The following is a 25,672-nucleotide window of genomic DNA, read 5'->3' as shown; positions in this document are numbered from 1 at the left end:
ATAGCCTGGTGGCGTCAGCCCCAGGCGTTGATCGTCAAAGAACATCAACGAGCCCCGGGTGAAATCCGTCAGAAATGCAATCGACGTCCCGTGAGGCCGCTCGGAACACTGCACCAAGACAAATCGGCACGCTGAAGCGTGAACTCCAACGGTGACTGGAGGTCATGCAGCGACGGTGTGGAGGATTCAGTGCAGCGAAATCGCTTCTTGTAGAGGTCGCAGAACCGAACCAACGAGGTACTCATCGACCAGATCGCAGCACAGGCGTGCCAGGCGTTCAAATTCTTTGTCGAATGATTCCTCAGGCCCCAAACTGTCGTAGCGACGGACCGTCAGGTAAACACTCAACTGATCTTCACCGTATTCGCCGGTGCGAACTTGATAGGCAGTCGTCCGGGATTCAAAGCTGATCCGACATTGGGTGCGACATTCCTCGTCCAACGCGAATTGGATCGACGGTTCATTGGACAGCAGTTTGCCGTAGGGCAGCGTACTGAACCGTTCCAACCCCGGTGCGATACCGATGGCTTGGGTCAGGATTTCGTTGTGATTGCCGCGATAGTTGAAATCGAAACCGGCCATCACACTAAGCGCTTCACAGTCCAGCGGGGTGATCGACAATTCATAAGGAACCAATTCCAGCACCGATCGATGTTGCTCGATCGCTGACTCAAACGTCTCGGGATTGACGGCACCGCTATTGAGCCGCCTCGGTTCGATCGAAACCCAACGATAAGCGCCTTGTTCCTTTTCTTCCTCGAGCACAAACTCCGATTTTTCGCGGGAGTAAAAATTCAGCATCTGCGGGTAGCGTCGCCGAACCTGTTCAAAATAGTGCAAGACCGACTCGCGGTTTTGTGGCAAATCCATTTCGGTTGCCAAGTTCATGTTGAGATAAAAATCATCGCTGAACATTGCGTACCCGCTCATCCGTAGCACACTCCCTCTCTCTCGATGTAGGCATCCCCGCCGGGGCGAATGCCACTGACTAGTTTTGGTCGCTGTTGCGTTTGTGTCGGTATCACTTGGCAGTGATCACGACGTCATCAAAGGCGTTCAGGTCGTCAAACGAACCGATCCCGATTCGTCCTTTCGTGAACGTTTTGTCGACCACTTTCATGTGGGGTGTTTCCATGTCGTCAAAGTAGATGGCGATCAAGCCTGATTCGACATCTCGCACCAATTTGACGTTGTGCCATTGGTCATCCCATGGCGTTTTGGTTTCGTTTTTGGTCAGTGCCAACCGGGGCGCTTCATTGACAATCATGATTTGCCCGCTGTGTGGATCCGGAACGGCGCCCAAGTGCACGTAATAAAAGTGCTGGTCATCGGTGTAATTGAAAAACACGCAGCAATCACGGTGATTACCCGTGTCTTTGGTGCTTTTAACACGAAATTGAATTTCGAAACTGCCCAATTCCAGTCCTTTGATCAGTGCCACATGCAAGGGGCTGCGAACCGGCGGTGCGTATTCGCTTTTCCGATCCGTGATCTCGATCACGTTGGATCCGTCGCGCAGTCCATGTTTCCAGGTGGCCGGATCTAACATTTCCCAACGATCGGTGCCGTTTTCAAAATCGTCGGCAAAGACCGGTTTTTCAGCAGAGGCCGGCCGTAAATCGGCGGCGGCAATCGCGAGGACACAGAACAGGAAAACTGGCAGCGTTGGAGACGTACGCAATGAAGTCGCTGGGACGCCTGGAACGTGTGTCATGTATGGCATATGGTCGTAAAGATCAGTTTGTCAGGACGGAATGCAGGCGGACGGCAGCCGGCGAGTGCGGCCCATCACAATGTCACTGCCGTCGCACAGTATAGCCGACTGAGACACTGGCTGCTATCGGCGAAACTCGCCCCAAACCACGCAGCTTATTCAGGCTTTTGAGTGGGTTTGGCGGGGGCTTGGCGATCGATTTCCTGAACAAAAACCGTATACTTTTCAGCCAATTCAAGCTTTCGACGCGCACCCACACGGACTGACCAATGACGGCGCCCCATGCGGAACAGGAATCGCTGCTCTCTCGATTCGGCTTGAACGAGTTTCGCCCCGGGCAGCGCGACGTGATCGAAGCGATCGCCAACGGCGAGGACGTGATGTGCGTGATGCCGACCGGTGGCGGCAAAAGTCTGTGTTATCAGCTGCCGTCATTGGCACGCGAGGGCACCACCATCGTTGTGTCGCCTTTGATCGCGCTGATGAAAGATCAAGTCGACGCACTCCAGCAATTGGGCATCCCGGCCAAACTGATCAATTCCACCCTCAACCTGCGCGAACAGGAAGACGTGATGGAATCGATGGTTCGCGGCGAATTAAAATTGATCTATGTCGCCCCCGAACGGCTGCGCAATGGCCGTTTCCTGGAAACCATCGAGCGCAGCAATGTGTCGCTGCTGGCGGTCGACGAAGCCCATTGTGTCAGCGAGTGGGGCCACGATTTCAGGCCCGACTATGCACGGCTGGGAACCGTTCGCCAGCGTTACCTGGGCGGATTGCAGACGATCGCATTGACCGCAACCGCCACGCCCACCGTTCGAGACGATATCTGCGCCCTGCTGGGACTGAAACAACCTCGCGTGTTTGTCACCGGGTTCGCCCGCACCAATCTGCACTTCGGCGTTTCACATAGCAAAACCGACAGCGAAAAAGAAACACAGCTGACCGAGTTTGTGAAAAAGCAGCCGGGGGCCGGAATCGTTTACGCGGCAACACGCAAAGCATGCGAATCGATCGGGCAGTGGTTGCCGGAAAAAACGCGGCGGCCGATCGGTGTTTACCACGGCGGGATGGAACCAGAGCATCGCCGGATCGTTCAGGAAAAATTCATGTCGGGCGATCTTGCGGCGATTGTTGCCACCAACGCATTTGGGATGGGCATCGACAAGTCCGACATCCGCTTTGTCGCACACTACAACATGCCAGGCACCTTGGAAGCCTATTACCAGGAAGCCGGTCGCGCCGGGCGAGACGGTAACGAGAGTGACTGCCAGCTGTTTTTTTCCTATCAAGACCGCTACATCCAAGAGTTCTTTATCGAGAACCGGTATCCCTCGCGCGAGATCGTGGCCAAAGTCTACGACTACCTGCTGAGCCGTCCGGAAGACCCGATCGAATTGACACTTGAACAAGTGCGTGACGCGATCAAAGGCGACAGTGCCGAAGCGGTCGGGACCGCGGAAACCTTGCTGGCCAAAGCCGGTGTGCTGCGACGATTGGACAGCAGCCAAAACCAAATGTTGGTGCGAATCGATAGCGATGCGCCGACGATGTTGGACTTTTTGCCCCGCGAGGCCAAACTGCGTCGGCGGGTGATGACCGCCATCGAACGCGTCATCGGTCGCCGCCGCAATGACGATGTTTTCGTCCGCCCGAATCGGCTGATGGAATTGGCCGATGTCGAGCGTGAGCAATTGATGCGGACGCTGCGCGAATTGAGTCGATTGAGTGCGTTCGATTATGTGCCGCCGTTTCGTGGGCGTGCGGTTCATGTCACCCAGCGCGATACCCCCTTTGACCAACTGCAGATTGATTTTGACGAATTGGCGCGACGCAAGGCCGCGGAGTACGAAAAATTGGAATCCGTAATCGGCTTCGCACGGACCGGCGGTTGTCGCCAACGTGTGATCCTGGACTATTTCGGAGATCCGGAAAGCAAGAACTGTGACAAATGCGATCGCTGTGTGTCGCAGCAAGACATCGCAGAAGACGAATGCCTGTTGACCAAGGGCATGACCGATGGCGATGCCAAATCAATGCTATGTGGACTGAGAGTGATTCTGAGCGGGATCACGCGGATGCATGGCCGATTCGGCAAGAACTTGGTGGCACAAATGCTGTGCGGTTCGCAAAATAAACGTATCTCGCAGTGGAAACTACAGCGGCTGAGTACCTACGGGATGCTTTCGGCATTGAAACAGAGTCAGCTGTCAAAAATCATCGACGCGATGATTGATCATGGCATGGTGGAACAGCGCGAGGTCGATCAACGACGCCCGACGATCGAGATCAGTGAGCTGGGCAAAGCGGTGATGCATTTAAAAGCGCCCATTCCAGGTGCGTTCGTGTTGAACAAGGGGCTGGCCAAATCGCTGGCGGCTGCAGCCCGGCACATCGAATCCACCGATGTCTCCACCAGCGACTCGGCCGCCGTCACCGCCGTCACCGCCCCCACCGACAGCCCGACCGACGGCGACAATGGCAATCAGAGTGTCCCGGACGCGGCGACACAGCCGCAGCAGCCAAGCGGCGACCCGGGCGCTGACTCGGCTTGGCAGAACGGCCAACCGGACCAAGCGATCACTGTCAGTCTGGACAATTTGACCAGCCCGCTGCAAAAGCTGATGGACCAAGTCCGTGACGCTCTCAAAAGCTGGCGTCGTCGGACTTCCGCTGCACTGGGAATTCCGGCCTACCGTGTGCTGTCCAATTCCACAATCGACCGACTGGCGGAGATCCGACCTCAAACCAGTTCGGAACTGGAGTCGATCAACGGGATCGGACCGGCGACCATGGAACAGCACGGCTACGATATTTTGGAGGTGATTCGCGACAGTGGTCACAAGCATGCGGACGGCCTGGCCACTGACCCGGCGGGCGTTGAGCCCCAAAAATCAGCTGACGAAACCGTTTTGACAGACCAGACGGATGCCCCAGCCGCGCTGGCGGTCGATTCGCCCGCGGACCCAATCGGTGACCCGAGCCACCCTCAGATCAGCGAACGAGATGCCTATTGGACCTGGCGCCTGTTCAGCGACGGATTTGCGATGGACGAAGTTTGCCAAATTCGCAGGCTTTCGCGACGAGAAATTGTGGGACACCTCCAGGCCGCAGCCGATCGCGGCCGTACAGTGTCGCCAAGTTGGCAGTCCTGAAGCCCTGCATCCCAATTTTGCGCAGGACTGCTACAATCCGCCCCCACCGAGACACCCCAATTCGATTTGTCCATGAGATGGGCCCCGCCCCAGCGCCACTTTTGGGGAATGCTTTGACACCGGCTTAATATTTCATCAGCGGTATTTCCGCGCTGAAATTGGTGTGAGTGGCATCCCGTTTGCTCACCGACTGACGGCGGCCTTTGGACTGACACCGTTTGGCCACGACGTCGGACTCTCCTTCTGATAACTATCGCCTGTTTTCAGGCCAGCAACATTCGATCTAGATACGACCATGGAAAATCGTCGCGAAGACACTGACGCTAAAGACACGCCTCCGCGTCGAAACAACGGAATGCTGATTGCAATTGTGCTTGCAATTGCCTTTGCGATTCTGTTTTGGCGGACCGAGGATCCGGGGTCGACGATCACCGCGAGTTTCTTCCGCGAGCAACTCAACAGAGACAACATTGAACGGGTCAGTATCGGCGAACGCCAGGTGGTCGGCACGTTCAAGACCGAGCCCGCTGCGCCACCGACACTGGAAAATGGCACCGAGACCGAGCAAAAGGATGAAGACGGCAACCCCGTCAAACTGAAAAAGAAATTCAACTTCAACATCTCGCTGGATCCGCAATCCTCGGCGCGCCTCGAGGGCGAATTAATCGACGCCAAGGTGCCCTACGATTTCCAGGCCCCGGACAACACACGAGAGTTGGTCAACCTGCTGATCTTTATCGGTTTGCCACTGGCGGTGTTTCTGTTCGTGTTCATGATGATCCGACGGACCCGCAACGACATGATGGGGGGCGGGTTCCTGTCGGGATTTGGCAAAAGCCCGGCCAAACGATTCGAAGCCAACGAGAAAACGGTCACGTTTAACGATGTCGCCGGGCTGCAGGGTGTGAAAGCCGATCTGCAAGAGATCGTCGACTATCTGAAGACGCCAGACAAATTCCAAAAACTGGGCGGCCGCGTCCCCAAAGGCGTGTTGTTAAACGGACCGCCCGGAACCGGTAAAACCCTGCTCGCGCGTGCGGTTGCCGGCGAAGCCGAGGTGCCGTTCTATTCCGTCAACGGCAGCGAGTTCATCCAAATGTTTGTTGGTGTCGGAGCCAGTCGCGTCCGCGATCTGTTCCAAACCGCCAAGCAACATAGCCCGGCGATTATCTTCATCGATGAAATTGACGCTGTCGGACGCCAACGCGGCGCCGGACTGGGTGGCGGACATGATGAACGCGAACAAACTCTGAACCAGATTCTCGGTGAGATGGACGGGTTCACCCCCAGCCAAGCGGTGATCGTGATCGCAGCGACAAACCGTCCCGATGTCTTGGACCCCGCGCTGCTACGTCCGGGCCGGTTCGACCGCCACATCGCCGTCAATCGACCGACGATGAAGGGCCGCGAAGAAATTTTCAAAGTCCACGTGCGTGATGTTCCACTCGCCGATGACGTCCGCCTGGACCGGCTTGCCGCTGGAACCATCGGACTGACCGGAGCCGACATTCAGAACATGGTCAACGAAGCTGCGTTGTGGGCGGCCCGCAACGACAAAAAAGAAGTCGACATGAGCGACTTCGATTACGCCCGTGACAAAATCCTGATGGGCGCCAAACGCGAAGAAGTGTTGCGTGGTATCGAAAAGGAAAAAACGGCCTACCACGAAGCCGGTCACACGTTGACCGCCTGGCACCTCGATGGCGCACACACCGTGCACAAAGTCACGATCGTGCCGCGCGGACGCGCCTTGGGCGTCACGCAGTACGTTCCCAATGAAGACCGATTGAACGTCAGCAAACGAGAACTGGAACACCAACTGGTCGTGTTGCTCGGTGGCCGTGCGGCGGAACGAATTGTCTATGACGAACCCACCGTTGGCGCGGAAAATGACCTCGAACGAGCGACCAGCATCGCGCGGCGAATGGTCACCCAGTGGGGCATGAGTCCCAAACTAGGACCGGTTTGTTACAAGACCAGTGACGAAGACCCGTTCTTGGGCCGTGAAATGCACCAGTCGCGTCAGTTCAGTGAACACACGCAGGAGTTGATCGACGAAGAAGTCTCGCGAATCTTGATGGAGGCCGATCAGAGGGCCGAGCAATTATTGCGTGAACACCGCGAAGACCTGGAAAAGATCACTCGCTCGTTGATGGAAGAAGAAGAATTGGATGAACAGCAATTGACTGATCTGATCGGACAATCCATTCAACAAAAAAGGAAAACGGAAGGCGAATCCGTCGAAGGCACCGTTTCATCGCCAAACGTCACCGATCCAGGTGGCGGTGTGTCCGATCCAGTTATCAATCGCGACGAATGATGTCAGATTCATCGGGCAACAAATCGCATCTCCGCAAAGCACAGAAGAAAGCCGATAACCTAGGCTTTAACGATGCCGCGTTCACACTGGTCATTTGCATGGATCGCAAGACCGGCAAGTGCTGCGGCGGCAGCCAAATGAATCAAGCTTGGCGGCATCTGAAACAACGCAGCAAACAGTGGCAGCGTGACGGGAACGGACCGCTGCTGCGAATCAAAACCGCTTGTCTGGATGTCTGTAAGTCCGGCCCCATTATCGGTGTGATGCCCGATGGAGTGTGGTACGGCGACTGCACCCCGGATGTCATCGACCGCATCTTCACCGAGCACCTCGCCGGCGGGAAGGTTGTCCAACAACATGTGATCGCCATGTCACCGACAAAGACCGTTTGAAGGAGCGTTTTTATCACAAGTGCGACGCGTGAGCGAGGAATTGAGCGTGTTAACGGAATCCCTCGCTGACCGGGCTGTTGATTTAATGAGCCGGTCGCATGTTGGTGTGGAGGATTTATCCGACCGGCTTTCTTCTTCGCAGAAGACCCTCACTCGAGTCGGATAAATCCTCCACACCAGCGCCGTTGAAGTTGCGCGTTCGCGTCACGCGTCGGGTTAGGAAAAACTAAGACCAAAGCACTACTCGGTTGCGGACATCAGCGGTGCGGTGACGATTGATGACACGGAAGACCTGTGCACGAGAACAAAATGACTGGATGTGTCGTTGGAATTGACTTGGGTGGAACAGCGATCAAAGCAGCCGTTGCAGATGTGAATGGCAACGTGCTGGCGCAAGGATCAATCGACACACAATCTCATGACGGACCGTCCAGGGTGCTGCAGCGCATCGCTGATCACGTGATCCAACTCCGCCGCCGTTGCTCTGACGGCGGTGTCAACATCACTTCGGTCGGCATGGGAGTCCCGGGATTGGTCGATGTTCAATCCGGGGTCAGCAAATTTCTACCTAACTTTCCCACCCAATGGCGTGACATCCCGATCACAGCCCAGCTGAGCGATTCTCTGGGATGCCCGGTCAACATTCTGAACGACGTCCGCACCGCCACCTTGGGTGAACTGCGATTCGGCCGTGGCCGTGGACGCCGCAATTTGTCGATGGCCTTTTTTTCGCTGGGCACCGGCGTCGGCGGTGGCGTGGTGATCGACGGCCGGCTGCGGTTGGGGCCGCTTGGTGCCGCCGGTGAACTGGGACACCAAACCATGCAGCCCAACGGCCGGCGTTGTGGCTGTGGCAATCACGGATGCTTGGAAACGATCGCCAGCGGACCTGCGATCGCTGCCGAAGGCGTGCGATTGATGCGGATGGGGTTGGCACCACGGTTATACGAATTGGTCGATGGCGATTCGGGCCTGGTCACGACACAGCAGATGTCGATTGCAGCAAACGACGATCCCTTGATTCGCCAGGCCATCGAACAAGCTGCGAATTACATCGGCATTGCCGCTTCCAATGTGGTCACGATCCTGCACCCTGAAATGATCGTACTCGGTGGCGGCGTCGCACAGATCGGTGCGTTGTTGGTCGACACCGTGCGAAAAGTGATCACGGAGCGAGTCGGCATGTTTCCGACCGACGGCGTCACCGTGCTGGCATCGGAGCTGGGCGACCAAGCCGGCGTGCTGGGGGCCATCGCACTGGCTGATACGACACTGACTGATACAACCCTGGCTGAGAGTACACTGGGCGCCATTGCCCTGGGACGCGATCCTCTGGGGCCTACCAATACGTGACACAACCCTTTCACATGAACTCTTTGGGGAACGAGCCTTCGATGACTGATTTCAACTACCAAGACGTTGCCAAAATGATTGACCACTCCCTGCTGAATCCGACATTGTCTGACAAAGACATGATCGCGGGGATCGAACTTGCATTGGCCTATGACGTCGCCAGCGTGTGCATTCAACCCTATTTCCTAAAACGCACAGCCGAAATGCTCTCGGGCAGCACGGTCAAAGCATCCACGACAATCGGATTTCCCCACGGTGGAAACACGACCGCGATCAAGCGAGCTGAAGCGGAACAAGCGATCGCCGATGGCTGTGAAGAATTGGACATGGTCGTGAATATTTCCAAGGTCATCAGTGGTGATTGGGACTATGTCAAACAGGACATCGCCGCAGTGATTGAAGTCGCACATGCGGCCGGCCAGAAAGTGAAGGTTATTTTTGAAAATTGTTACCTCGATCAGGCTCAAAAGATCCAGCTCTGTGAAATCTGCACCGAACTCGGTGCGGACTGGGTCAAAACGTCAACGGGATACGGCACCGGTGGTGCGACCCACGACGATCTGAAACTGATGCGAAAGCACTCGGGTGACCAAGTTCAGGTGAAGGCTGCCGGCGGTGTTCGCGACATCGATGCGTTGCTGGCCGTTCGTGAGATTGGTGTGACACGTTGCGGCGCCAGCCGAACCGCCGAAATTCTGGGTGAGGCCAGGGAGCGGTTGGGACTGTCCCCCATCACCGCCACCGCGTCGGGCAACGCAGGCTATTAATCGCAGGCAAATCGCAGGCAAATCGCCGCACGATAAATGGTGACGCTGTTGCTTGTTCAGCGCTAGACCACCTATTACACTCTAGCCTAAGCCGGTTTGTTGGCCGTGCGGCGCGTGCGCCCACGGCCAGAACATCCAGTCGATAACAATCTTTTCAACCGGTTTGACCCGAAACCATGTGGGATCTCACTATGTACGGCTTCCGGCAACCCTGTGCTACCGCGTTGCTCACTGTTTGTCTGCCACTCGCCTGGGGTATTTTCCCGCCGTCGGCAGCAGCACAGAACGCTTACTTTGGCTATTCCAATAACCGTGCATCGACGGTTGCCGAAGGATACGCACGCGGGCTCTCGGACGTGATCCGCTCCCGAGCCGATGCGCGTGCGATGGATGCTCAGACCGCGACCGAACTGCAAAACACGCGCGCTCAATATTATCAGAACCGCGTCTTGGCCGCGCAAACCTTTGTCGAGCAAAAACGCCTTCAAGACGAGTATCAGAACGAACAGCGCGCGACGGACCGATACAAATTGTCGGCTTACTTGGAAACGAAGAAACTCAATCCGCTGGGAGATTCGGAATTCGACGAAAGCTCTGGCCAGATCAACTGGCCCCCGATCTTGGATCAGCCTCAAGACGAATCGACGCGGCAGTTGATCAACGACGTGTTCGCCAAACGAGCAAAACAAGGCTCACTTAGCAGCCAAGATTATTTGCAGGGGACGGCGACAATCAAAAAGTGGCGGCAAGAACTAGTCGCTTACAAAGACTTGTTCCCCAAACCGGATCTGCAGGAAGCGGCGAGGTTTTTAAATCGCTTGGATGGCACTTTGAAAGGTGACCTTCGCTAGTTCCCTCTGCCACTCGTACCGCTGCCTGCTCTCTCCTCTGTCCACCAGTCGATTGCTCGATCATGAAACGAAACACACTCCTGCGCCAATTGATGGTGCCAACTCTGTCTCTCGGCGTCTCTCTGGCAACGCTTCTCGGGGCTCACACCGGTGTCGCACAAGACGCAACCGCTGTGGCAACCGGCAGTGATCAAACAAAATCGCTCGACGAAAAAATTGCGGCCATCGTCGTCAAACTCAAAAGCGACGATCCCCAACAACGCTGGAACGCAGCTCGCCAACTCGGACGCATCGGGCCGCCGGCCGCTGCCACGGTCAACGATTTGATCGTCGCGTTGGACGACGAAAATGCAGGCGTTCGTCACAACGCAGCGTTGGCCCTCGGGAAATTGGGTGACAGCAGCGCCAATGTGCTGACGGCACTGATCAAAACGGTGGGCGATGAAGAACTAGACAACCGGTTGGCTGCGGTACAATCGCTCAATGCTCTCAAAACCGACCCGGCCACGCTGGTGCCGATGGCCGCTGAGCTGATGGCCGACGAAGACCAGTTGTTGGCAAGCCGCGCCGTCGAAACGCTGGTGGCCCGTGGCGAAAAAGCGGTTCCCTTTCTGGTGGAAGCGCTCAAGAACGAACGAGCCGCCTATTGGGCGTGCCTGGCGATTGATCAAATCGGCGCCCCAGCGGCTCCGGCCGTCGATGGGCTGCAGAAGTTGATCCGTGACACCAAAGACGAAGGCTTGAAAGTCCAGGCCATCATCGCACTGGCCGCCATCGGCCCCGCCGCTGCCAAGGCCGAAGGTGTCGTGGTGGATCAAATGAAGGCCGACCAATCGCCCGAAGTACAGACCGCACTTGCTTATGCAGCGGGCATCCTGGGTTTTCAATCCGCCGGTAACGCACTGCAAAAGGAAGTCGACTCCGACGACAAAATGCTGTCGATGGTCTCCATTTGGGCCCTGGCAAAAATCAACCCCGATGACGCCGCTCGCGCCGAGGCAGCCACCGATGTCTTGATCGCCGGAATGGCGGATGACGATCCGGCGATTCGCTTGACGGCTGCCGAATGCCTGCACGCGATGAATCTACAATCCGGCCAGGCAGCGTCGAAACTGGTGAAATTGCTGAACGAGAAAGATCCGGTGGTCGCACACAATGTGGTCGACGCGATCGCCAGTCTTGGCCAGCCGGTTGCCGAGCGTGTCGGTGACGCATTGGAATCGGAACAGATGCGTGATTTGGCAGTCTCCGTGCTCGAACGCTTGGGTGCCGATGCCGCCCCCGCCGTTCCAAAGTTGGTTCAGGTGCTGGCAAACACCACGGGCGAGTTCCGTGCCCGACTGCAAACTGCAATCGGCAGTGTCGGGCCAGCTGCTGCGGATGCGGTGCCGGAATTGACCAATTCATTGACCTCGGAAAGTGCCGCTGTTCGCATCACCGCCATTCTGGCGCTGGGAAACATCGGCCCCGCTGCCAAGTCATCAGCCGCCGCGCTGCAGAACGATGTGGCCAGCAGCGACGGCAAACTGGAATCGATCGCCGCCGCCTGGGCGTTGGTCAAAGTCGCTGCGGACGACTCAGAATCGGTAGCGGCCGCCGTCCCAGTCCTGGTTGCTGGTTTGTCCGCTGAAAATCCGCTGGTTCAATACGAAGCCGCATCGGCGCTGGGTGAGCTGGGGAAATCAGCAGGCAGCGCTGCAACCGCGTTGAAAGCTCTGGCCAGTGATCCCACCGCCAGTGTCGGTGTTCGCCAAGCCGCCGCATCAGCCTTGGAAAACATCCAGTGATCCGAGCGTTATGCGGCCGTCCATTTCAATCCGACGATCGCAACGATTAATAGCAGCAGGAACAACAACCGCAATGCTGAAGCGGGTTCACCAAGGTAAACGATCCCAAACAGCGCGGTTCCCGCTGCTCCAATCCCAACCCAAACGGGATACGCGGTGCCGATCGGCAGTTCTCGGACGGCGGCTGCCAGCAGCACCATGCTGGCGATCAACGCGACCACCGTCATCACGCTTGGCCAAAACCGGGTGAACCCGTCGGTGTATTTCAAACCGACGGCCCAGATCGTTTCCAAAAAACCAGCGATCAATAACAAAACCCAGGCTTTCATTTGGTTATTCCGACGGCGTCACGTGTTGGGTCACCAAATAACTGCGATTACCGCGGGTCACATAGATCGCGTCTTCCTTGAGTCGCTGACACAGTTCGACCAGAAACTCAATGATTCGATCAAACTCGGCTTCATGATTGAACGAGACTTCAAAACGCTCCATCACGTCATGCGAGATCTGGGACGCTTGGTCGATCCAGTAGCCTTTCACCGGCGTCGGTGATTGGGTGTAGGCCCGATAACGGTGCATCAAAAATTCGTGAATCGCCGAACGAGCCGTCTGCGTTCCGTGATAGAAACGCGGATCGTCCAATTTGTGAGACGGAATGTAAAACACCGTCATCGTTCCCAATGCCAGGATGTGTGGCGAGTTTTTGGTGCCCATCAGCTGAACTGTTTCTGCATCGCATCGAGGAACGCTTGAAATTGATCGGCCGGCAACTGATTGATCCCCGCAGCTGCCTTGCGGCCGCCCCCGGTGGGGAACTGACGGCACAAATCATCGGCGCCCACTTTCGTCTCTAGCGGCGCCCGAACACTGACCAGGTAGTCACCCGATGGCAGCAGACTGGCCAATGCGTGAGCGCGCTGCGGGTTGTCACGTGCCAATTGGTTGCTGTACACGCCACTGACCCGACGCGAAAACGCTTCGTTGGGAAACGAGAATGCCGCACAGTGGGCTGTTTCCAACACAGGGTCCACCTGCTGTGCCCGTGTCATGTCACTCTGAAATCCGTCGCTCAGTTGCTGAAAGGTCTGGTCGGCAGCGATGAATTCGAATGGATCAGCATAGGGCTGTAGTTTGCGGTACAGCTGGTCCGGCGGAAAATACAGATCATCCAATGTGCTGCCGTAACCGTTGTAGTTCAACAGAGTGCCCAGCGTTTCGAGCTGGTTCAATTGATCGGCATCAAGATTCAAGGGCGCGGCAGATTGCCGAGCGGTATCGTGCAGATTGTCGCCGAACAGAGCGGTCACTGCCCAAGGCAGAAACGCGCCCTTCAAATGATGGTTGACGATCAATCCGGTACAAACGTCACCGGCCAGGTCAATTTGAGCGTTCAAATGTGGCGAATCTGGGATCTCACCCGCAAAGTGGTGATCGAAGTAGTCGACTTGGACGCCGCGATCGAGCAACCGCACTAGCCCATCGCGGTTTTTGTCCAGCGAAATATCCAGCACCGTCACGCGATCACCGGATTGTGCGTCGACCCGCTGCAACAAATTGATGTCGCGTTTGACACCGGTGACCAAATGACTCTCACGTGGCTCTGCCAAGCGGAGTTGGTGCAGTGCGCAGATGCCGTCTGCGTCACCGTTAAAGACATCGAAATCGGCCACAAACGGTCTCCTGTTGATGGGCTGCAAAGAACATGAAATGTAACGTTCTCGGCACAATCAGGAAACCGTTTCCTATCCAGTGCGTCTACTTGCCCACTGGTTTGACGTGCCAAATTTCGTCGGCGTATTGCTGAATCGTACGATCACTTGAAAACCAGCCGCTGTTGGCGGTATTCAAGATGCTCATGCGATCCCACAGTTCAGGATCTTCATAGGTTTCGGCCACTTTGACCTGAGCGTCAATGAAGCTACGTAGATCGGCGATCGTCAACCATTGATCACCAGGGTTTCGCAATCCCGACGTCAATTCACCAAACACGCCGGGTTGATTGCCGTTGAATTGGCCGCTTTCGAGCAACTCCATGACCCGTGAAATCGCAGGATCCGCTGCAATGATCGCGTTGGGATCATAGTTCTGACGCGTCGCCACCGCTTCGGCAGCGTCCAGACCGAACAGGAAGAAATTCTCCGCGCCGGCTTTTTCGCGAATCTCGATATTGGCACCGTCTAGCGTCCCGATGGTCAACGCACCGTTCATCATGAACTTCATGTTGCCGGTTCCAGAGGCTTCTTTGCCAGCCGTGGAGATCTGTTCGGACAATTCCGTGCCCGGGCAGATAACTTCCATTGCGGAAACACGATAGTTGGGGAAGAACACCAGACGCAGCCAGTTTTTCGCCAGCGGATCTTTGTTGATCACTTCCGCCACGCTATTGGTTAGCCTGACGATCAGTTTTGCAATGTGGTATCCCGGCGCGGCTTTGCCGCCGATCAACACGCAGCGTGGCACCATTCCCGCAGTTTCGCCACGGCGGATGCGGTCGTACAAATGGATGACGTGCAGGACGTTCATCAATTGACGCTTGTATTCGTGGATCCGTTTGACCTGAACATCGAACAACGCATCGGATGGAAAATCAACGCCGGTGTGCTGCTGGACATAGTCGGCCAAGCGATTCTTGTTTCCCAATTTGACGGCTCGCCAACGCTTGCGAAACTCTGCGTCATCAGCCAGTGGGACCAGCGCCGTCATTTCTTCCAGATCCGCTTCCCATTTGGTTCCGATCGATTCGTTCAAAAGATCGCGGAGCGCCGGATTACAGTGAGACAACCAGCGTCGTTGCGTGACACCGTTGGTCTTGTTGTTGATCTTGCCAGGATAGATTCGATCAAAATCTGAGAACAAGCCGGACTTCAAGAGATCCGTGTGAAGTTGTGCCACACCGTTGACAGAAAAACTGCCAACGATCGACAGGTATGCCATGCGGATATGCGGATTGTGCCCCTCTTCGATCAAAGCCACTCGCTTCAGCAATTCCGGATCATCCGGGAACTCGGCAGCAACGTACGACAAAAAACGCTCGTTGATTTCGTTGACGATTTCCATCACACGCGGCAGCAACGTGCCGAACAATCCGACCGACCAGCGTTCCAACGCTTCCGGCAACAGCGTGTGGTTTGTGTACGCCATGCATTCGGTGGTGATTTTCCACGCTTCGTCCCATTCCAGTTGATGCGCATCCATCAACAACCGCATCAATTCGGGAACGGCGCATGCCGGATGGGTATCGTTCAGCTGGAAACAGTTCTTCTTGCCGAACTCCGTAAAGTCATCGCCATTATTCTTAACCCAATCCGCCAACACATCTTGCAGACTTGCCGACACCAAAAAGTACTGTTGCTTCAGTCGTAGCTCTTTTCCGTTTTCGCTTGCATCGTTGGGATACAACACCATCGAAATTTGTTCGGCATTGTTCTTTTCCGCAACCGACTCGGTATAGCTGCCTGCGTTAAACTCATTCAAATCAAATGCGTCAGTCGCAGTGGCTTTCCACAATCGCAACGTGTTGATGGTTCCATTGCGGTACCCGGGAATTGGCATGTCGTAAGGAACCGCCAAGATATCGTGCGTTCCAACCCATCGACTGTGCGGCTTGCCGTCGGCGTCGAGGTAGCGTTCGGTGTGTCCATACATCTGAATCGTCTTGGTATCTTCCGGGCGCTCGATCTCCCAGGGGTTGCCATCACGCAACCAGTGATCCGGCGCTTCGACTTGCCGCCCCTCCTCGATCAGTTGGTGGAACATCCCGTACTCATATCGGATTCCATATCCGGCAACGGGCAATTGCAGGTTAGCGCAGCTATCCAGGAAACAAGCGGCCAAGCGTCCCAAGCCACCATTACCCAAACCCGCGTCTTGTTCCTGTTCAACGACCTCTTCCCACTGCACGCCCAATTGCTGCAATGCCTCGCGCATGTCGTCGTCCAAATCCATGTTCAAGACGGCGTTGTTTAGCGAGCGTCCGAGCAAAAATTCGAGCGAGAGGTAGTGCACGCGACGACTGTTTGCGGCATCGACCTGTTCGCGGGTGCTGCGCCAATCACGGCTGATACGGTCGCGAACGGCGATCGCTGCGGCACGAAAACAATAATTGGGATCCGAATCGATCTCGTCACGCCCGAGCGTGAACAATAGATGACGTCTTAATTCTCGCGAAAGTGAGCCCAAGAGGACGTGGCCAGTGTCGCCAGATGTAAGAGCGTTTGGTTCTAAAGTCTTTTGCATCGGTGTAGTTGTTGTTGGCAATGGGTACCGAATAGTTAGACGCTCAACAAATGAGCGTGGCGGAAAAGTCAACGCAACCGTTCTAAGTGCTACGCTAGGCCGCTGACAAGTGATGTGTTTCTGCGGAAAAATTGACGCCCGCAACACAGTAAAAGGCCCTATTCAGACACGTCGACCTAATCGGGCAAAGCGCTTCTTTCGCACTAATCGTCCGCTCAGATCAGTCCGGCTAGTCAAATTACAGCGTTTGGCGAGACCATCGACGCGCCAAGCCCAACAATCCGCACGACCCTGCAACGCCGTAGCTGGACCGGCCACGGTTCAGACCACTCACAATCCAGACCGTTGGAACCCTGGCGTTGATCCGCTACGGATCCAGCACCATGATTTCAACACTTTGGAAATCACAGGGGTGACTTTCCGACTGCAGCGAAATCGTGCCTTTGTCCAACAATATTCCACCTTGCTTTTCGGCCAGCATCGCAGCGTGCGGATCCCGCTTGTCTAACTGCGGCTGGGTGTACTGCAACACTGGCTGGCCATTGACCTTGTGACGGATGACGTCAGAACCATTCACTTCGACTTCGACCGTGACCCATTGCTCCCCAGCATACGTCTGCGAACTGGAACTGGTGCAGTGCGGTGTGAATAGAGTGCCATCTTTGACCACGTTGGTCCCGGGCGTACACAGATTGGCGGTCGTTCGATCGTCGGTTCCATTGCCGCCCAACAGTTGGACTTCAATCGAGGCGGGGAAATCCTGATCGATGTCCATCGTCTGGGGCGATTCCCCGTGCAGCATCAGTCCGCTGTTGCGCAGCGCCCATCCAGGTCCTCCGGCATTCTGCTCTCCAACGAACCGATAGACCACTCGCAGCCGATAGTGTGAAAATGGTTGGTTGAAAAACAGATGACCAAACCGTTCGTCGAACTGCGGGTAGGCAGCACTGTCGTACCGAACTTTCAACAATCCGTCTTCCACTCGAAACGTATCGCCATAATTTTCGCCCACCGCGTGATGACGAATTTTGGGCGTCCAGCCCTCTAGGTCTTTGCCATTGAACAATGCGGTCCATTGCGGGGTCTTGTCGGCTAAACCGGCCAACAGCGACTCGGATTCATGATCATCAATTTGCCGCACAAAAATGTTTCGCCAACGGATTTCTCCGCCATGCGTTTGCAACATCAGAGGGCCCATCGCCGGCAATGGCTGACTACGATCCCAGTAGTTTTCCATGATCGCGGCCTCGACGACAGCGATACCGTTTAGCCAAACCCAAGTGCGATCTCCAACCTGACGTATCTTGACCGAGTTCCATTGGCCGAAGGCTTTGTCCGCTTTTTCTAGTGGATCACGACCATACGCACTCGGTGAATTGTTGAACAATCCGCCCGACCCCAACTCCGGTCGACGCGTGGGTCGTTTGGAATCAAAGCTCTGGTTGCTGTCCCAGATTTGGACCTGTGGCGTTCCCCGCAGATAAATTCCGCTGTCGGCCCTGGCAACCGTTTTGTACTCCAACATCAATTCAATGTTGCCGTACTCCTGATCGGTTGTCGCGTAAGGACCGTGACCATCATTGACCAGTTCGCCATTTTCGACGCGCCAATGATCCGCGAATTCCGCCCGTTGCTGTTTCCGATTTGCCTCGCGTTTTTCCTCGGGCAACTTGACGACTAAGTGCGGGTTCAGCCCGTGCCAACCCGTCAGATCTTGGCCGTTAAAAATCGCTTCGAACCCTTTGGGCGGATCGGACTGGGCGGCGGCAGGCATCAGCGGTGCCAGCGCAACGGCCAGAACCAACAATCGCACTGCCAATCGTGCGGGTAATCGAATCATCAAATTTGAGTCCATGGTGTTCAGTTTTGTCAGTGAGTAAACAGTGTGTCGATCGGTCGATTTCAAACATCCAGTGTACCAACCAGCCAAGCCAACCATTGCCCCCGCACCCATGATTCGGGTTACACTGTCCGCCCCCTCACTCCCACTCGCCAACGCCCCGTCCGGGATCACTCCGCAATCATTCGGATCAATCCCAGGTGACCTTCGGCACTCTATCCCCACCAAATCGATGCACCGCTTCCTACCCACCTGCGCGCTGACAGCACTTGTTGCTTTTTCCTGGCTGGTTGCCATCCCTCCAGCTCTCCGCGCCGAGCATCAGGGAAATCTTCAGATCCTGTTATTGGGCGACAGCACCACCGAAGGCAGTGTGCCACGCCGACTGCAACCAGACGGACCGCATTTGGAACAGATGATCCAGCAGCTGTTGGCTGCCGACCAGAGTTTGCCGCCATGCACCGTGATCAATTCCAGCCGCGGTGGCGAATACATTCGACGTTTGATTGATAGCGGCCGCTACCAGCGTGACGCCAGCGAACTGCCGGGGATCGATTACGTGTTGATCCGCTACGGAATCAATGACCACGCCAAACGCGAAAATTTCGCCGACGGCTTTCCCGACGACTATCGAGAACTGATCGGGCTGCTACGACGCGACCATCCGGACGCAAAAATTGTTCTCTGCACGAACATTCCTTTTTCGTCAGAAGCGAAAACAACGCAGATGAACCAACTCGTTCGCCAAGTCGCCGAAAGCGAATCGCTACCGCTGTTCGATCTCCATGCGGGCTATGCGGCTGCGCTCAAGTCCGGACCAAACATGCTGAACTACCGTCGTTTCCCGATCGAAAACATTCCCGCGGCGCATCATGATTGGCTGCAACCGCGCGTTCACGACGGGCGGTTGGAAGTGATGGACAACGAACTGGATGCCCTGTTCGGCGAACGACCGGGCTGGTTTTCGGATCGGCATCCGAATTTGGCTGGATACAACGTGATCGCAGTCGAAACCGCCAACTACCTAAAACCGTTGTTAAAGTCAGACACATCTGCGTCAATCGATCAGCCGCTTCAAGTCGCATTGAAATTGATGCCGTCGGTCGACAACCCTCGTAACAGCGAAGGTGACTTCGTCACGTTAAATGATGGACGAATGCTGTTTGTCTACACGCGTTTCAGTGGCGGCGGCAGTGATCACGACCAAGCCGTGTTGGCCAGTCGAACGTCTCGTGATCAAGGTCAGACGTGGTCGGCGGATGATCAGATCGTAGTTGCAAACGAAGGCGACATGAACGTGATGTCGGTGTCGTTGCTGCGATTGGCGGACGGTCGTTTGGGACTGTTCTATTTGGTCAAGAATTCACTGACCGATTGCCGGCCCGTGGTGCGATTTTCCAATGACGAAGCGGTGACTTGGAGCGATCCGGTGTCAATCATTCCCGATTCCCAGATCGGCTACTACGTGATGAACAATGATCGCGTCATTCAACTCCAAGGCGGTCGCCTGCTGGCTCCCGTCGCCTTGCATAGGACCGCTGATCAGCAATCGATGGACTGGAAAGGTCAAATCACCTGCTACCTTTCCGATGATGGCGGATTGAATTGGCACCGCAGTGCAACCACGCAGCGCGCCACGGATGCTGACGGAAATCGAATCGCTGCCCAGGAACCAGGCGTGGTCGAATTGCAGGACGGACGTGTGATGCTGTGGTGTCGCAGCGATTCCGGCCAGCAATTGCGCTGCGAGTCCAGCGATGGAGGGCAACATTGGACGTCGCTGCAGCCGATGGGAATCGCTTCGCCCAATTCCCCGGCATCGATCCAGCGAATTCCAGGCAGCAACGACTTATTATTGGTCTGGAACGATCACAGCGAGCTTCCTGTTTCCGAGCGAACGCTGCGAACGCCGCTGACCACCGCGATCTCGCACGATGAAGGAGTGACCTGGGAGAATGTCAAAGTCTTGTACGACGATCCAGATGGTTGGTATTGCTACACGGCGATTGCGTTTGCCAACGACCACGTGCTGCTGGCACACTGCGCCGGCCAAGGTCGATCCGCGGGACTCAACACCACCCAAATCACCCGGCTACCAATCCGCTGGCTGTACGAATCCAGCAAATAGCTCGCCGCCAAAGCCGCAGTCCGACAAGTTTCTAGGCGGCAGTGTCGGTCAGCGCGTTGCGTTTCCCCTCCAGGCCGGAGGCCGATACAACCCTAGGCGGTGGCGTCAGTCACTGCGTTGCTCCAGGCCGGAGGCCGATACAACCTTAGGCGGTGGTGTCAGCCACCGTCACCGGGGTCGATGCTGACAGCAAGCCCAGCGGGCGACACAACCATTGTTCAGGCGATTTGATGTGTCGCCCGCTGGGCTGAGGAAGTCAAACACTTCGCACCCGTGGCCTGACGGCCACGGCAGTGGATCTGTCGGCCTCCGGCCTACAAGTATTGCTCCAGGCCGGCGGGCCGATACAACCATAGGTGGTGGTGTCAGCCGCTGCATTGGCTCCAGGCCGGAGGCCAGTACAACCTTAGGCGGTGGCGTCAGCCGCTGCATTGGCTCCAGGCCGGAGGCCGGTACAACCCTAGGCGGTGGCGTCAGCCACCGTCACCGGGGTCGATGCTGACAGCAAGCCCAGCGGGCGACACAACCATTGTTCAGGCGATTTGATGTGTCGCCCGCTGGGCTGAGGAAGTCAAACACTTCGCACCCGTGGCCTGACGGCCACGGCAGTGGATCTGTCGGCCTCAGCCACCGTCACCGGGGTCGATGCTGACAGCTAGCCCAGCGGGCGACACAACCGTTGTCCGGACGATTTGATGTGTCGCCAGCCGGGCTGAGGAAGTCAAACACTCCGCACCCGTGGCCTGACGGCCACGGCAGTGGATCTGTCGGCCTCCGGCCTACAAGCATTGGCGCCGACTTGCGAAGCACCGGTTGCAAGCAGTGCGCACAAAAAAGCCTCGCTGCAACTGATTGCAACGAGGCCTAATGGAGATGATTCAATCTTGTTCGCGGATCAACTCACGCGTCGACGTCGTCGCGAAGCAACCCCGCAAAGTCCCAACGCTGCAAAGATTGCAAACGAAGAGGGTTCGGGCACCATTCCTGGAGGATCTCCAGTCGGAGGATCAGTTGGAGGACCACCTAGAATTTTATCCGAGCCCCCACCAGGATTGATTGCCTTGAAGCGCACCGCTGTCCGGAGGCTTCCGTCAGCAAAGCCGGCGCGAAACATGGCTTCGATGTCAGTTGGAGAAGGAGAAGTATCCACCGCCCCAGTTTCGAAAACCGGATAGAATGTAAACTCAATGCTGACGGTTATCGTGTCTCCCATCGCTAATCCATCGATTGGTTGTCCGCCACCCTGGATATTCGAACCGTCCGTAAATGCAATGTCAAACTCAGGTGCCCCGCCCGCAGTGAATGGGTTGAATGCTACATCCGGTGAAACCACATTTCCCAGTTCGGATGTCCCGACGTACGAAGAGTTATCGAACACGACTGAGCTTTCTCCAAAAGCCGGGGTGTCGAACGCAAGTCCCGTTAAAAACGAACTCGTCAAGGGCACATTGGTAAGGCTTTCGGAAGTGTTCGAGATGGTGACCTCGATGCTCCGCCTGCCAACTTCGTCAGGTGTGGCTAATCCAAAATTGAAAAACGCTGTCGCGGACGCTCCAGAAAGCGTGCTATCTGTGGAATTACCGGCATAGGTAATCATAAATCCAGCCTGCGCTTGTGCGCAGTGCATCAAAGCAATACACGTTACCGCAACAAGCGTAGACCTAAACGTTCGGTTCATATCACAAATCCCTAATCGTAATTTCTTAAATTGTTTCTTTCACGCGTCAGAACAACGACACGTGCAGAGATAGGAACCTTCAGCAACCTTCTGGGAACTACTTCAGCAACTCTCCGTCGCTCAAACTGCATCCGATAGCGCACGGCAAGCGGCAACTCAATCGAACAAATACCTTCGATTGCAAAATCAACTCTGTCTTGGCCAACGGATATCTGGCCGAATCCGCCGGCGGTGTTTCCGGATTCAGGAATCAACATCGGCGACTGCTGATCCGCTGGCGATTGAGCGTTAGAGGGCGAACAGCTAGCGGCGCTCGATTCAATCGCCAAGTCCTGCATCCCTATCACGCCGCCATCAACTGATCCTGCACATGCAAAGATCAACAGCAAGGCAAAGCATGCGTGAGGGTGGAAAAAGTTCATTGAACGGTCCTGGTAACGCAGCCACAGCGAACGTGCCTGCTGACGATTTGACGCCATCACCCTTTACGATACAGACGGACACCCCCCCCGGGCAATGGTTTGCGAACCGTAAAACAGAATTTTCAAGCAGAAACTGATATTTCGTACATCTCTCCTTGGGGGCGACTTCTGTTGGATCGCCCCACAACATGTTGCTTTTGCGAGGAAACTTGGCAGGCGTTTGGCTCTTCACCCAGCAATTTCCCTTCTCGTTCGATACCGGTGATGGTGAGGCTGCAATACCAGGCACCCCCTCTCGTGAGACAGTCAGCCGCGTCCGACCGCGCTGACTTAAGTCATCTCCCAGCAACAAGATGCGTCACTAGTATCGCGTCCAAACCCAAGTCGTCAGTAATGTCTATTTCTTTGCCCCAACTTGCCCAATCCATCTCGAATCCTGCCGGTCGTGGTGCTACACATGCCGGCTGCCGGAGTGGCTTTTCGGGGGTCCAGATCCGACTGATTCTGGCTGGAAGCCGGATCTCCGGCGACTTTTCACTTTCCCACTTTTTCCTTGTCACGGAATTGCGTTATGCCGCTGTCTTTCTCTCGATCTGCTCGCATTGTCCGACGTACCTCCGCGGCCAGAGTTGGGCGTCGTCGCAATCTGAAAATGGAAGTGATGGAACAGCGGGTGGTGATGAGTGCTAACCCGCTCGTCTACGGTGACGCGGAAGCCCCGATCGAAACCAAGCCCCACTTCACTGACGCCTATGAACTGCACGCGATGACCGCATTGCCCAACCAGGCTGCGGATCCAGTCAATCCGGAGGACAGACTTTCCACCGAAACCCCGGCCTCATTGTCAGAAACGTTTGCACTACACAGCAATCCGGGTGCCAGTAAGACCATCTACTTAGACTTTGACGGCCATGTCACGTCTGGAACGATCTGGAACAGCAACTACAACGGGGGAGCCGATATTGTCACTCCGGCCTATGATTTTGACGGTGACGCCAGTTCCTTCAGCGATGGAGAACTCCAGCGAATTCAATGGATCTGGGAGCGAGTGGCCGAAGACTTCATCCCGTTTGATGTCGACGTCACGACTGAGGATCCCGGCGTCGGTGCGTTGGTCAAAAGCGGGTCGTCGGATACACAATGGGGCACCCGAGCTGTCATCGGAGGCAGCAGCAGCGATTGGTGGGGCTCTGCCGCCGGCGGCGTCGCCTATGTCGGATCCTTCAATTGGTCCTACGATAGCCCGGCATTTGTGTTCGAAGCCCAACTAGGTAATGGCAACGAGAAATACACAGCGGAAGCGATCAGCCATGAAGTGGGGCATGCTTTGGGACTGAGCCATGATGGCCGAACCAGTCCGTCGGAAGAGTACTTCAAGGGGCAGGGGAGCGGTGAAACCGGTTGGGCTCCGATCATGGGCAGTAGTTACTATCAAAACGTGACCCAGTGGAGTCGGGGTGAATATTCAGCCGCCAGTCAATCACAAGACGACTTGGCGATTATCACCAGCAACAATGGCTTCTCATATCGCACCGACGACCACGGTAGCGTTGATGCAAACGCATCACCTCTCGCGACCGTCAACGACGTCATCAGCGATTGGGGGATTATTGAACGATCAAATGATGTCGACGTGTTTGCGTTTTCGACCGACAGCGGATCAATTCAAATTGACGTTTCGCCGCTTGATCGCGGCCCCAATCTGGATGTCCTGCTAGAACTCTACGACGCATCCAGCCAACTAGTTGCCAGTTCCAATCCAATCGAGACGTTGTCGGCGGGAATTCAACTGGCGGCGACCGCCGGTCAATATTTCTTGCATATCAGTGGAACAGGCAACGGCAATCCGGCAACCGATGGGTATAGCGACTACGCCAGCCTGGGGCAGTATTTCATTAGCGGCAGCGTCGTTCCCACGGATACGGAGTTCGTGGCTGTTTCGGCGCAAAACGCGAATTTGGTCGAAGGAAATTCGGGATCTCGCACACACTCTTTTGTCGTCAGCCGATCGGGAAATACAACGCGATCAACAACGCTGGACTATACAGTTGCCGGAGTCGGTCAGCACCCTGCCGATCGTCAAGACTTCGCGATTGGCGATTACCCAAGTGGCTCAGTCTCGTTCGGCCCAGGTGAAGTCTCGAAAACAATCTTGGTCGATGTGGCGGGCGATACGGAAGTCGAATTTGACGAGCGTTTCGCAGTCAGCCTATCCGGTGCGACGGAAACCACGGTGATCACAGGATCAACCGCGGAGGGTGTCATTGTCAACGATGATGTGATCGTTGCGCCTGGCATCTCAGTCTCGCCGACCAGCGGTCTGACCACGCGGGAAAATGGCAACTCGGATTCCTTTTCAGTCGTGCTTGATTCCCGCCCGTCGGCCGAAGTTACGATTTCTGTGACATCGCTCGACGCCACCGAGGGATTGGTGAGCACCGGGCTATTGCGATTCACCTCAGACAATTGGGACCAGCCGCAATCAGTCATCGTGATTCCAGTCGATGACAGCGATCGTGATGGCAATGTTGATTACACAATCGCACTCTCGAACGCACAAAGTGCCGATCCATCCTACGCTGGTCTACCGGTCGACGATGTCCAAGTAAACAACCAGGACGATGAAAAGGGCCGAGGCAATGGAAAAGGAAAGAAGGGCAATGACGCAAAAGCACCTTCTGGGGGCGACCTTATTTTTGTCAGCGATGACACGATTCAATTTTCGGCTTTCTTTTCGGTCCTATGGAAAGATGGTGCCGGATCACAACAATCTCATCGCAGTGGTCACGCAGAGGACGGTCTTGTCATCGGGCAAGACGCCCGAGCTGAACTCATCTCCCGTCTGAAACCCAACGGACAGACCGTTCTCAATCCAACCGTGTTGGACAGAGTGCATCGATTGACGAGTCAATCAATCGCTGATTCGGACTCACAAGACGACAGCGAACTGTCTCGGGTCAGAGGACTCGACGCGCTGATCGCAACGATCGTCTGCGAGAAATAAGTTTCAACGCATTTCTCTAGCGAGC

Annotated in this window: 18 protein-coding genes; 9 read left to right on the top strand and 9 right to left on the bottom strand. The window is 55.8% G+C overall.

All coding sequences use genetic code 11. The features are described 5' to 3' along the window. Positions 1-186: 186 nt before the first annotated feature. A complete protein-coding gene (locus NHH03_RS04970) occupies positions 187-930 on the bottom strand; it encodes a hypothetical protein (RefSeq protein ID WP_253154646.1) in 744 nt (247 codons plus the stop codon). 91 nt (positions 931-1,021) lie between these two features. After that, complete coding sequence (locus tag NHH03_RS04965; protein WP_253154705.1) at positions 1,022-1,633, bottom strand: hypothetical protein; 612 nt, start codon at positions 1,631-1,633, stop codon at positions 1,022-1,024. Between the two features lie 350 nt (positions 1,634-1,983). Between NHH03_RS04965 and NHH03_RS04960 the strand changes: the two genes are divergently transcribed. The 7 genes from NHH03_RS04960 to NHH03_RS04930 all read left to right on the top strand — a co-directional run bounded on the left by NHH03_RS04960 (position 1,984) and on the right by NHH03_RS04930 (position 12,339). Next, positions 1,984-4,869, top strand: coding sequence for a RecQ family ATP-dependent DNA helicase (locus NHH03_RS04960; protein WP_253154645.1), 2,886 nt, complete (start codon positions 1,984-1,986; stop codon positions 4,867-4,869). A 295-nt stretch (positions 4,870-5,164) separates the two neighbouring features. After that, entirely contained in the window at positions 5,165-7,189 is a 2,025-nt protein-coding gene (gene ftsH, locus NHH03_RS04955; RefSeq protein ID WP_253154644.1) for an ATP-dependent zinc metalloprotease FtsH, read from the top strand. After that, positions 7,186-7,581 carry a (2Fe-2S) ferredoxin domain-containing protein gene (locus NHH03_RS04950; RefSeq protein WP_253154643.1) on the top strand — a complete coding sequence of 132 codons (396 nt, stop codon included), beginning with the start codon at positions 7,186-7,188 and terminating at the stop codon, positions 7,579-7,581. The genes ftsH and NHH03_RS04950 overlap by 4 nt, the downstream gene beginning before the upstream one ends. Positions 7,582-7,890: 309 nt before the next feature. Continuing rightward, the gene (locus NHH03_RS04945) at positions 7,891-8,934 is read left to right on the top strand and encodes an ROK family protein (RefSeq protein WP_253154642.1); all 1,044 of its coding nucleotides are present in this window, start codon (positions 7,891-7,893) and stop codon (positions 8,932-8,934) included. 41 nt (positions 8,935-8,975) lie between these two features. Then, positions 8,976-9,701: a deoxyribose-phosphate aldolase gene (gene deoC / locus NHH03_RS04940; RefSeq protein ID WP_253154641.1), complete on the top strand. Its 726-nt coding sequence runs from the start codon at positions 8,976-8,978 to the stop codon at positions 9,699-9,701. Positions 9,702-9,877: 176 nt separating this feature from the next. Next, on the top strand, positions 9,878-10,552 hold the full coding sequence (locus NHH03_RS04935; protein WP_253154640.1) for a hypothetical protein: 675 nt from the start codon (positions 9,878-9,880) through the stop codon (positions 10,550-10,552). 62 nt (positions 10,553-10,614) lie between these two features. After that, the gene (locus NHH03_RS04930; RefSeq protein WP_253154639.1) at positions 10,615-12,339 is read left to right on the top strand and encodes a HEAT repeat domain-containing protein; all 1,725 of its coding nucleotides are present in this window, start codon (positions 10,615-10,617) and stop codon (positions 12,337-12,339) included. An 8-nt stretch (positions 12,340-12,347) separates the two neighbouring features. Here the strand turns inward: NHH03_RS04930 and sugE are convergent, their stop codons facing one another. The 5 genes from sugE to NHH03_RS04905 form a co-directional block, all read right to left on the bottom strand. Continuing rightward, complete coding sequence (gene sugE / locus NHH03_RS04925; protein WP_253154638.1) at positions 12,348-12,668, bottom strand: quaternary ammonium compound efflux SMR transporter SugE; 321 nt, start codon at positions 12,666-12,668, stop codon at positions 12,348-12,350. Positions 12,669-12,672: 4 nt separating this feature from the next. Next, positions 12,673-13,053: a hypothetical protein gene (locus NHH03_RS04920; protein ID WP_253154637.1), complete on the bottom strand. Its 381-nt coding sequence runs from the start codon at positions 13,051-13,053 to the stop codon at positions 12,673-12,675. Next, on the bottom strand, positions 13,053-14,009 hold the full coding sequence (locus tag NHH03_RS04915) for an acetyltransferase (protein WP_253154636.1): 957 nt from the start codon (positions 14,007-14,009) through the stop codon (positions 13,053-13,055). Before NHH03_RS04915 ends, NHH03_RS04920 begins: the two co-directional genes overlap by 1 nt. Before the next feature lie 85 nt (positions 14,010-14,094). Beyond that, complete coding sequence (locus NHH03_RS04910) at positions 14,095-16,575, bottom strand: glycogen/starch/alpha-glucan phosphorylase (RefSeq protein WP_253154635.1); 2,481 nt, start codon at positions 16,573-16,575, stop codon at positions 14,095-14,097. Between the two features lie 367 nt (positions 16,576-16,942). Beyond that, complete coding sequence (locus tag NHH03_RS04905) at positions 16,943-18,415, bottom strand: 3-keto-disaccharide hydrolase (RefSeq protein ID WP_253154634.1); 1,473 nt, start codon at positions 18,413-18,415, stop codon at positions 16,943-16,945. A gap of 232 nt (positions 18,416-18,647) precedes the next feature. On the opposite strand from NHH03_RS04905, the gene NHH03_RS04900 reads away from it, so the two are divergent. Then, the gene (locus NHH03_RS04900) at positions 18,648-20,543 is read left to right on the top strand and encodes an exo-alpha-sialidase (RefSeq protein ID WP_253154633.1); all 1,896 of its coding nucleotides are present in this window, start codon (positions 18,648-18,650) and stop codon (positions 20,541-20,543) included. Between the two features lie 895 nt (positions 20,544-21,438). On the opposite strand, the gene NHH03_RS04895 is transcribed toward NHH03_RS04900, so the two are convergent. Together NHH03_RS04895 and NHH03_RS04890 are read right to left on the bottom strand one after the other, a co-directional pair. Beyond that, complete coding sequence (locus NHH03_RS04895; protein WP_253154632.1) at positions 21,439-22,140, bottom strand: PEP-CTERM sorting domain-containing protein; 702 nt, start codon at positions 22,138-22,140, stop codon at positions 21,439-21,441. A 92-nt stretch (positions 22,141-22,232) separates the two neighbouring features. Further along, entirely contained in the window at positions 22,233-22,700 is a 468-nt protein-coding gene (locus NHH03_RS04890; RefSeq protein WP_253154631.1) for a hypothetical protein, read from the bottom strand. A gap of 514 nt (positions 22,701-23,214) precedes the next feature. Between NHH03_RS04890 and NHH03_RS04885 the strand changes: the two genes are divergently transcribed. Continuing rightward, positions 23,215-25,647 carry a Calx-beta domain-containing protein gene (locus NHH03_RS04885; RefSeq protein WP_253154630.1) on the top strand — a complete coding sequence of 811 codons (2,433 nt, stop codon included), beginning with the start codon at positions 23,215-23,217 and terminating at the stop codon, positions 25,645-25,647. The last annotated feature ends 25 nt before the right edge of the window (positions 25,648-25,672 follow it).

Origin of the sequence: Stieleria tagensis, assembly GCF_024129865.1 — a bacterium.
GTDB lineage: Bacteria > Planctomycetota > Planctomycetia > Pirellulales > Pirellulaceae > Stieleria > Stieleria tagensis.
This window is presented reverse-complemented; position numbering and strand designations above follow the sequence as displayed.

Bases quoted from the DNA above. Each gene is read 5' to 3' on its own strand.
- NHH03_RS04930 (WP_253154639.1), top strand. From the start codon at position 10,615: ATGAAACGAAACACACTCCTGCGCCAATTGATGGTGCCAACTCTGTCT.
- sugE (WP_253154638.1), bottom strand. From the start codon at position 12,668: ATGAAAGCCTGGGTTTTGTTATTGATCGCTGGTTTTTTGGAAACGATC.
- NHH03_RS04950 (WP_253154643.1), top strand. From the start codon at position 7,186: ATGATGTCAGATTCATCGGGCAACAAATCGCATCTCCGCAAAGCACAG.
- ftsH (WP_253154644.1), top strand. From the start codon at position 5,165: ATGGAAAATCGTCGCGAAGACACTGACGCTAAAGACACGCCTCCGCGT.
- NHH03_RS04905 (WP_253154634.1), bottom strand. From the start codon at position 18,415: ATGATTCGATTACCCGCACGATTGGCAGTGCGATTGTTGGTTCTGGCC.
- NHH03_RS04935 (WP_253154640.1), top strand. From the start codon at position 9,878: ATGTGGGATCTCACTATGTACGGCTTCCGGCAACCCTGTGCTACCGCG.
- NHH03_RS04890 (WP_253154631.1), bottom strand. From the start codon at position 22,700: ATGGCGTCAAATCGTCAGCAGGCACGTTCGCTGTGGCTGCGTTACCAG.
- NHH03_RS04910 (WP_253154635.1), bottom strand. From the start codon at position 16,575: ATGCAAAAGACTTTAGAACCAAACGCTCTTACATCTGGCGACACTGGC.
- deoC (WP_253154641.1), top strand. From the start codon at position 8,976: ATGACTGATTTCAACTACCAAGACGTTGCCAAAATGATTGACCACTCC.
- NHH03_RS04960 (WP_253154645.1), top strand. From the start codon at position 1,984: ATGACGGCGCCCCATGCGGAACAGGAATCGCTGCTCTCTCGATTCGGC.
- NHH03_RS04900 (WP_253154633.1), top strand. From the start codon at position 18,648: ATGCACCGCTTCCTACCCACCTGCGCGCTGACAGCACTTGTTGCTTTT.
- NHH03_RS04970 (WP_253154646.1), bottom strand. From the start codon at position 930: ATGAGCGGGTACGCAATGTTCAGCGATGATTTTTATCTCAACATGAAC.
- NHH03_RS04895 (WP_253154632.1), bottom strand. From the start codon at position 22,140: ATGATTACCTATGCCGGTAATTCCACAGATAGCACGCTTTCTGGAGCG.
- NHH03_RS04945 (WP_253154642.1), top strand. From the start codon at position 7,891: ATGACTGGATGTGTCGTTGGAATTGACTTGGGTGGAACAGCGATCAAA.
- NHH03_RS04885 (WP_253154630.1), top strand. From the start codon at position 23,215: ATGCCGCTGTCTTTCTCTCGATCTGCTCGCATTGTCCGACGTACCTCC.
- NHH03_RS04920 (WP_253154637.1), bottom strand. From the start codon at position 13,053: ATGGGCACCAAAAACTCGCCACACATCCTGGCATTGGGAACGATGACG.